Source organism: Bartonella senegalensis OS02 (genome assembly GCF_000312545.1).
GTDB lineage: Bacteria > Pseudomonadota > Alphaproteobacteria > Rhizobiales > Rhizobiaceae > Bartonella > Bartonella senegalensis.
The window spans coordinates 58,451-67,300 of record NZ_HE997543.1; the positions used below are offsets into that span (position 1 = coordinate 58,451).

Here is an 8,850-nt window from a genome sequence, read left to right on the forward strand (position 1 = left end):
CAGACCTTCAGATTCCGAAGGGGCAAAATCAATAGTACTATTTACAAGACTTACAGAGGAAACACATGAATCGACACATTCTGAATCTGGAGTTTCCGAACCCTTATGCACGCTCTTTTTTAGGAACCATTCTGATTTATTAGTCAAAGCTAATTGGGTAGAAGAACTTCTATCAACGCGCGCACCACCCACAATAACAGAGTTATCTACCGCAACAGATATATGAGAATTATTCTCAGCTTTTAACAGCAAATCACCAGAAAGAGTCGTTTTGTTTTCTAAGGAAACACGACCACCAGAATTATTACCATAAATAGCTACGCTATCTGCGACCTCGAAATCAGTTTTGTTCAATGAAACCGCTCCAGTTATATCTACTGACGTTTTTTCCTGTGAAAGCACAGCACTCCGTTTAACAACATTCGACTTCTCAGTACCCCCTCCTTCTCGTCCCGTTCCATCAAAATATATACCATAGGATTCACCACCTTCCACTTTAACAGTAGAAGATACGATACGAGCGTGATTCAGAGAAGGACGAACTTCAGCAGATCTCCGTTTTCTAGAAGAATCAGCTTCAGAAGCACCGTTTTCAACGGATTCATCATTATCCCTCATCCAAAGAGCATTGGCATCAGTAACAACATTCCCATTAGCAAAATCAACAGAACTACGACCATTCACAAAGAAAGCCGCACGTCCATTTCCTTCTGCAGTATTTGACTCTGTTTGTGCTTTTTTTACAGTAATGTTAACTTTATCTAATTGAATATTTCCTCCTGATTCTGACCTCACAGCCGTTCCCTCTGTAAGGGTAATAATCCCAGAGTTCATGGTTATCTTACCAGCATCACTGGCCAAACCTGCTATAGCCAAATCTCCAACCACGTTAATTTTTGTATCACTTAAATCAACAGAAGATCCGGAACCTGCCAAAACACCGACATAATGAACATGGACCGTTCCATCAGTCATCTTGACACTTCCACCACTTTGCGCCTCAAGCCCAATTAGAAAAGATTTAATACTTGAGTTCTTTTTCAAAACAACCTCTCCGCCATCTTCCGCAAGCACAGCACTCACAGGCAGACCGACAGTAAGATCAATACCATTCTCGCGATCAGAAACTGTTCCAATGATAGTCACATCATCCACATTAATAATTGTACCTTTTTTATTTGCACGCACAGAATGCTGAGTATTATCACTCACTTTCAGTGTAGTATTTGCTATCGTATGTGACTGACCATCATTACAGGAATAAGAATTAGACACCCCACTCGTAACATCTCTTCTTACCCTTCCTGTAACACTACACGTAAAAATAGCAGCTTGTTCTTCACTACCTTTAATAGCAAGTCTTTGGGATGCAGCAGAAAGAATACGGGGTACAGTCCTAGAAGACGTATCATAAGGAGAACTAGGCTCTACAGACTCAGATATTTCAGGTCCTGCAGGTGACGTAACGAGAGTACGCCCTCTAGGTCCCAAAATTAGAACCCGCCCTCTACCTCCGGGTACAGATGCTCCATTTTCCTCAGATCCAGTAACAGATGAATAAAGCGCAGGAGGATCGACCTTCTCAGCAACAGAAATATGCGAAAATCCAAAAAGCTCAACTTGCTGAATGTCCTTATTTTCTAGGCGAAAATCCCAAAAACCATTTTTGAATCCCAATTTTTCATCAAAAAATACCGGCTGTGGAAGAATATATGGGTAAGCACGAAGAACGTATTGATAAGGTGAACCTCCCAGTGTAACATATTTATCATTTAGCTGGAAAGAATCCTTTTCTGCTTTTCCATGAACCTGAATAATAGAAACGCTCTGAGGAGCTTTTTTCGAATTATTCTCCCCACTTACACCTTTCTCTGAAAGATCGTGCACATGCACCTTAGTTTTTCCAGAGACATCACCATGAATTAAAAGCCGATCAGTCCGCGCATTTAAAGATTGATCTGAAGCTGAAGATTGATCTGAAGCTGAAGCCTCAAATTTCACATTAAAGTGAATCCAAGAATCGCCAATTGCCTTATAGACAACTTTTCCTTCTTCCCCACCAATGCGGAGTGTTTGATATTGATAAGAATCAGATTCATTAGACTTTGTAAAGAAAAACCTAATAGTACTATCTTTAAGTTCAACAGAGGAAATAGATGAACCTAAAGACTGAGAATCATCTTTTACAGAATCACCTTTTACAGAATCACCTTTTACAGACCCATGATGTTGACTTTTCGTTAAAAGCCACTCTGAATTATACAATGAAAGCTCACCCTTAGAACTCTTATCAACACGAGTACCTCCCACAACTATAGAATTACCAGCGAAAACCGATATTTCAGATTTACCTTCAGCTTTTAACAATAAATCACCGAACAGACTCGTTTTGTCATTCAAAAAGACATACCCAACAGAATCCTTAGCATAAATAGCGATACCATCTGGAACACTAAAACTGGTTGCTTCCAATACAACTCCCCCTGAATCTCCCACAGCATTCTGAACTCCTTGTGAAACTGTGTTCCCTGGTTTTACTACTTCTTGACTGTTTTCAGGCATAGGAGAAAAATATATACCATAAGATTTATTACCCTTCAATGTAACAATTGAAGATGTGATCTCAGCGTGATTACCAATATAATATTGCTCACCAAAGTATAAACTATCTTCTTCAGGCTTCAAAATACCAACAGTATCACCCTGAGAATCATTAGCTACAACTCCTTGAGAACTGTTACTTACCACCTCTGGGGTACTATTAGGTAGCGATATCGTTTCAGTGGACCGACTTTTTCTAGAATGACCTGATCCCTCTTGTCTAACACTTTTATCTTTCCTTTTTCCTTTTCCTCTTTCTCCTCTTTCTCCTCTTTCTCCTTTTGCTCCTTTTGCTCCTTTTCCTTTTCCTTGTTTTTTCCTTGCTTTTTTTCTCTTTTTTTGTTTTTTCTCACTTGTATCCGATTCTCTTTCTTCAGAAGCTACACTAGAATCAGAAAGTTCACTAGAATCAGAAAGTTCACTAGAATCAGAAACTTGAATGGCCCGAACACCTTCACTATTTCCGTCGCTCTGTTTAATAACATCTTCATTTTCAAAATCGGCAATACTCTGAAGCCATAAACCTTTAGTATCAGTGGCATTAACAACCCCACCAGAAAATTTAACTCTTCCACCCTTATTTAACAGAAAGGCTACCTTCTCCCTCAAATCTACCTGATTTTCTTCTTTAACATCAGTCATAGCAACATTTGTTAATTTGCTATATCCCGTATCTCGTGAAACAACTCCCTTAGCTGCAAACTTCAGTGATCCAGACAACATTTTTACTACACCGCCGTCATTATACAAACCACTCAACCTTGTACCGCCACCGTTTACACCACCAATACTTGTGTCATATAAAGAAATATGCGATCCTTGAGTAACCAAAACACCCGTATCAAAGACACTAATTTTCCCACCAGTCGTAATGATTTTTCCGCCCATTTGAGCGCTTAGCCCCACAGAAAAAGATTGAATAGTTGGATATACAACACCTTCTCTTTGTGAAGAACCTTCTCTTTGTTCTAAAGTACCTGCTTTTTGTAAATAAATCCGTCCGCGTTCTCCTGCTATTACAGCAATAGTATCATTACTATCAGTATCATTACTATCCGGATTAAGAGTTACACTAGATCTTTTAATAGTCACCCCCCTTGCAATAACGGTTGTCGTCGCAGCTTCTGAATTTTCACTGTTATATCCTGTATATTCTGGAAAATCTCCTACACGCAAAATCTTATCAACGCTCCCTGTAATGTCAAAAGTATATCGGTCTGGGATACTGTGTGTTTTACCATCATTACAAGAATAAGGAGAATTGGAAGTAGTTACCGAACTATTGAGAACAGAACACAAAGTTAAATTTGTTAAATTTAACACAGGAAGAACTGGCTGCCCCATAGAAATATCCACACCTTGCCCAAAGAAAAAAACGCTCGTGGTGAGAGCGCACAAACGGGTACGATTTTTAAATACGTTAATCATATATCCAACTTTCTAAATTGAGATATCTCGTAAATCGAGACATCTTGTAAAAGCTCTAGAATTGAGTAAAAATGAGATGAGCGGCTGGCTTTTAACACATGTTAGACAGCTTTACAACATAATGTTTTTTATGAAATTATCATATTGTGCATAAAAAAGCCTAAATTAAGCTTTTTAACTCAGTTCAAGTATTAATAGGATAAAAAGGATGAAATGATGCTGATAAAATATCTAAAACAGGTGACTTCTCTCTTGTTTGTTGCCATCAGCTTTGCAATATGTTCATGGACAAGTGTGAACGCAAATATAACTGTTAACCATGTTTCAGGAACCACTGTTGTTTCTAGCTCTCCTAAAAAGGTCATCGTCTTTGATCTTGCATCGCTTGATAATATCAATCGCCTTGGAATCACAGCTGTTGTTGGTGTTCCTGAAGGGCAGAAACCTGGCTATTTGCAACAATTTGATGATGCTAAATATGAAAAAATTGGTACCCTTTTTGAGCCTAATTATGAGAAAATTGCTACCCTTCAGCCTGATCTCATTATTATCTCTTCACGTACTCAAGCCAAATATAACGATTTATCCAAAATCGCTCCGACTATTGATCTAACAGTAGGAAATGAAAACTCCCTCGGCGATATTATACGGAATGTGTCTATCATTGGGAAAATTTTTGGCAAAGAAAAGGAAGCGGAACAGGAGATTGCTAAACTCAATGAAAATTTAGATAAAGTTCGTAAAAGCACACAAGATAGAGGGACAGCACTTATACTCATGACCTCCGGTGGGAAAATCAGTGCTTTAGGTCCAAAATCACGTTTTGATATTTTCCATTCCGCATTTGGAATTGCTCCTGCAACCGATAAAATCACCGTGCAAAAACATGGACAGCTTATTTCTCCTGAGTTTATTCTTGAAACAAATCCTGACTGGCTGTTAGTTATTGATCGAGATTCAGCAATCGGGCGGGAAGGACAATCTGCACAACAACTACTCAACAATGAACTTGTAAAGCAAACAAAAGCAGGTAAAAAGGACCAAATTATTTATTTGGATTCTTGGAGCTGGTATCGTGCGAGTGGTGGTTTAACTGGGCTTAATGAAACAGCACAACAAATCAATGAGGCCTTTGCAAAAAGCAAATAAAATACCTAAATAACTTGCTTATTGTAGAAGTAAAATTTAAGAGCAAAGGTTGTTTATAAGCAATCTTTGCTTTTTTTTGGAAAATGATTCAACGTGAAAAATTACTGGATAACCATAACAATTCTTGCTCTCTTATCTATCCTTAGCATTTTTGTTGGTTATTCGGATGTAACACCTTCTGATCTATTATCAGGTGATCCGCATGCCTGGCTTATTTTCTGGCAAACACGCCTTCCTCGTACAATTGCAGTACTTTTGGTAGGCGCAGCACTTGCACTTTCAGGTATGATTATGCAACTGTTGGCGCGCAATCGTTTTGTGGAGCCATCAACCGCTGGAACCGTTGAGTCAGCATCCCTTGGCATTCTTTTTGTGATGATTTTCCTGCCCAACATCCCTGTCTTAGGAAAAATGATCGTCGCTACAATTTTTGCTCTGACTGGCACACTATTTTTTATGTTTTTATTACGCCGAATCCTTCTAAAATCGGCTCTCATCGTACCCCTCACCGGGATTATGTTTGGCTATGTTATTAGCTCCTTAACCAACGCTATTGCTGATTATGAAATGTTGCTCCCCTCTCTTCAAGCCTATTTATTTGGCAGTTTTTCGATGATTCTTGAGGGAAAATACGAACTCTTATGGTTCTCTCTTCCTCTTTGCATTCTTGCCTATTTGACCGCTGATCGCTTTACAGTAGCGAGTCTTGGAGAAGATTTAACCAACAATCTTGGACTAAATTATCGCACTGTTATGCTCTTTGGTCTTTTTATTATCGCATCAATCACTGCTGTTGTCGTCTGTACAGTTGGCCGAATTCCTTTCGTTGGACTGATTATTCCAAACCTTGTTTCAAATTTTATGGGTGATAATATGCGCCAGACTGCTCCTTGGGTAGCAATGAGCGGTGCAGGGATGGTCTTGATCTGTGATCTTTTAGGACGAATAATTCATCCTTCTCTTGAAATTCCTATCAGTACTGTAATGGGAGTTATCGGTAGTTTCATTTTTCTGATACTGCTTTTACGCTGGAGAAAGCATCTTGGATAAAAAGAAAACAGCAACACTAACCCTGACAACGCTTATTATAATGGCGTGCACCATCATCAGTCTTTACATGACATGGAACATCAACATCTATACGTGGCCCTTTCGGCTTACAAAACTTATCTCTCTTCTTCTCATTTCTTATACAATTACCGTTTCTACTATTTTATTTCAAACAGTTGTCAATAATCGTCTGCTTACCCCTTCACTTATGGGGTTTGATCAACTTTATATTTTAATCAAAACTCTCACAATTTATTTTTTAGGATCTCTTTCTTTGCCTTTTTTAAATGAAGAAGGACAGTTAATTCTTGAAGCTTTGATCCTCATTCTCTTTTCTATAAGCCTTTTCCGCTGGTTATTTTCAGGCAGCTTAAAAGGACTTCATTTGACACTTTTGGTTGGCATTATTTTAGGTGGCTTTTTTTTCAGCTTACGCATGTTCATGCAATTGCAACTCAATCCGGACCAAATGATGAATTTAACGGATATTATGTTTGCAAATTTTAATAAATTTAATACATCGCTTATAAGCTTTGCCACAATCATTGTTTTCATTGTGAGTTTAATTGGCTGGCGTTCACGTCGCTTGCTTGATATTCTTGCTTTGGGACGTGAAAACGCGCTCAATCTTGGGGTAGATTATCATAAAAGTGCGACAGCTATTCTTATATTTGTTTCTATTCTGGTATCCATTTCGACAGCACTCGTAGGACCTGTCACCTTTTTTGGGCTGTTAGTTGCCAATCTTGCTTATGAACTTTCCCCTCAAGCGAAATACGGCGTTATTGTGCCGATTGCAATATTATTGGCTATTATTTGCCTTGTTGGTGGACAATTTATTTTAGAACAAATTTTTCATATGGCAGGACGCTTAAGTTTTATTATTGAATTTTGTGGTGGAATTGTCTTCTTAACATTGCTGATGAAGGGGAAACGATAATGATTGAAATCGATCATCTTTCCAAAGCTTACGGAGCAAGATTGATTATCGATAATTTATGCCTTCATCTTCCCAAAGGAGGGATTATTTCTCTCATTGGCCCCAATGGTTCTGGCAAATCAACGCTTTTAATGCTGATAAGACGTCTTTTACCCCATCATCAAGGTACAATTCATGTCGATAGCTTTGATATTGATAAAATGCCCCACGATCTTTTAGCACAAAAACTCTCAATCCTGCGTCAAGATAATCCTTTATCCTTTCGTCTGACCGTATATGATTTAGTAAGTTTTGGACGCTATCCTTACTCAAAAGGCTGGTATAATAAGGAAGACAGACAATTTATCGACAGTGCAATCCGATATCTCGATTTAGAAGACCTGAAAGATTGCTTTTTGGATGAACTTTCTGGCGGACAGCGCCAGCGTGCTTTTATTGCCATGGTCATCTGTCAAGATACAGATTATCTTCTATTAGATGAACCCTTGAATAATCTGGATATGAAACATGCCATTTCTATGATGAAGCAATTGCGCCGCACTGCCGATGAACTCAAAAAAACCATTCTCATTGTTATGCATGATATTAATTTTGCCTCCTCTTATTCAGATATGATTGTTGCCCTTAAAAAGGGCAAAGCGGCTTATTGTGGCACCCCAAAAGAAATTATGCAGCCAGAACTTCTTAAAGATATTTATGATATAGATATTCAAGTCAAAACAATCGATGATGTGCCTATCGCCCTTTATTATCGATAAATTCCTCTCACTAATCAGTCATTATTAAAACCCTTTTTTGCCCTTGCGCACATTGTAAAATCTGCTAGAAGTGAGGATATTTTACATGCTGGGGAATAGTTTAATGGTAGAACAGCGGACTCTGACTCCGTCAATCTTGGTTCGAATCCAAGTTCCCCAGCCAATGTAGCTGTATGTAGCTTGCCACTGTAGCTTGCCACTAGGTTTTGTATATTTTGCCACCAGGTTTTGTACCAATTTATTTTGTTTCACATGATTTTTAAGGGGTTCTCAAAGGGTCTTCAAAGACCTTTCAAAGGGTGTTTTAAGATCATTTAAAGCCCCTTTGATGAATCTTTTTCTCTTCTCCTATAAATCACAATTTTTGATGATCCGTCATCAGCCAGAATCCTATTACAGGAATCGTATTATTTGAGAAGCAACCTGCATAAAATGGCATGTCTTCTTTTAGCATAAATTGCGTAATAGCTTTTTAGATTTCTAAGGCATTATTAAAAACAAAAGAAACTTTTAGGCATCGGGTAAACATTACCCTATTGCTTAAACGAAAGGAATTTGGTCAAGTTGACCGAATTGCTCGTCATTGATGCAATTGGGACAAGTTGTCCCTATTCCTTAAAAGAGCAATTGGGTCATGTTGATCCAATTGCTCTCTCCCACCCAAAGTGCAAACATTGCATTTTGCCATTTAAGTCACCATTATTTGGCAAAGGGTAAACTTTACCCTTTGCCACTTTGTCTCCTTCACACCCAGTTTCATTGTGCTCTGCAAAACCGTCATTTGGCAAAGGGGCAACTTGACCCTTTGATTTTCTGTCTCCACCACGTTGAATTTCCCCATACTTCTTTTCCCACAATTCGCGGTAAGTCTGGACAAACAAAGCGCGGTCAATCACTGACAATTCATTGCGAAACAAATTTTCC

5 protein-coding genes, 1 tRNA gene and 1 pseudogene are annotated in these 8,850 nt (G+C 38.5%); 5 read left to right on the plus strand and 2 right to left on the minus strand.

The window, feature by feature from the left end:
- Nucleotides 1-4,029, minus strand: a 4,029-nt coding sequence (locus tag BN200_RS09415) for a hypothetical protein (RefSeq protein WP_019221872.1), incomplete at its 3' end; no start/stop codon positions are given.
- A gap of 216 nt (nucleotides 4,030-4,245) precedes the next feature.
- Here BN200_RS09415 and BN200_RS07190 point away from each other — a divergent pair.
- The 5 genes from BN200_RS07190 (at nucleotide 4,246) to BN200_RS07210 (ending at nucleotide 8,089) form a co-directional block, all read left to right on the plus strand.
- Nucleotides 4,246-5,178, plus strand: coding sequence for a siderophore ABC transporter substrate-binding protein (locus BN200_RS07190; RefSeq protein WP_019221873.1), 933 nt, complete (start codon nucleotides 4,246-4,248; stop codon nucleotides 5,176-5,178).
- Nucleotides 5,179-5,271: 93 nt separating this feature from the next.
- Complete coding sequence (locus BN200_RS07195; RefSeq protein ID WP_019221874.1) at nucleotides 5,272-6,228, plus strand: ABC transporter permease; 957 nt, start codon at nucleotides 5,272-5,274, stop codon at nucleotides 6,226-6,228.
- Entirely contained in the window at nucleotides 6,221-7,168 is a 948-nt protein-coding gene (locus BN200_RS07200; protein WP_019221875.1) for an iron chelate uptake ABC transporter family permease subunit, read from the plus strand. Before BN200_RS07195 ends, BN200_RS07200 begins: the two co-directional genes overlap by 8 nt.
- Nucleotides 7,168-7,926 carry an iron ABC transporter ATP-binding protein gene (locus BN200_RS07205; RefSeq protein WP_019221876.1) on the plus strand — a complete coding sequence of 253 codons (759 nt, stop codon included), beginning with the start codon at nucleotides 7,168-7,170 and terminating at the stop codon, nucleotides 7,924-7,926. Before BN200_RS07200 ends, BN200_RS07205 begins: the two co-directional genes overlap by 1 nt.
- Before the next feature lie 89 nt (nucleotides 7,927-8,015).
- A tRNA-Gln gene (locus tag BN200_RS07210) sits at nucleotides 8,016-8,089 on the plus strand.
- A 499-nt stretch (nucleotides 8,090-8,588) separates the two neighbouring features.
- Here BN200_RS07210 and BN200_RS10135 read toward each other — a convergent pair.
- Nucleotides 8,589-8,850: pseudogene (locus BN200_RS10135) on the minus strand (ParB/RepB/Spo0J family partition protein); the annotation flags it as partial.